This window comes from Flindersiella endophytica (assembly GCF_054779015.1).
Map to the genome: position 1 here is coordinate 1 of NZ_BAAGYY010000041.1, position 425 is coordinate 425.

1 protein-coding gene is annotated in these 425 nt (G+C 68.9%); it reads right to left on the reverse strand.

Annotated elements, in window-relative coordinates; translation table 11 throughout:
• Window positions 1-425: sigma-70 family RNA polymerase sigma factor family protein (locus ACYVF6_RS40975; RefSeq protein ID WP_460530571.1), on the reverse strand; the 425-nt coding region annotated here is incomplete at both ends.

Sequence of the window (425 nt, forward strand, 5' to 3'; positions counted from 1 at the left end):
CCGGGGAAGACGGTGATGCGGGCGATTCCGGTGGGGGTGGCGTCGAGGACGGCGACCCCGAGGGCTTGATGGGTTTGGTCGGCGGTGCGGTGGTAGGTGGCTGCTGCCGGTTGGCTGTTGGCGTGGGTCGGGGTCATCAGCCAGTGGCCAGGAGCTCCGATCACGTGTGCCAGGTAGCGCAGGCAGGTCACCTTGCCGGAGAACCAGGTCGGCGTGCCCACCAGTTCGATGGCGGCGTCGGTGCGCAGCGCCTTCTCCAGGGCTGTCAGGTCGGCGTTCTCGAATCCGGCGATGTAGTGGCGTAGCAGTTCCCGGGCGTGTGGTTGGGTCGGTTCGGTGAGGTTGTCGGGGGAGGGTGCGACCTCATCGAGGCGGGCGCGGGCTCGTTGCAGCGCGCTCTTGACCGCGGGGGTCGAGACACCGAG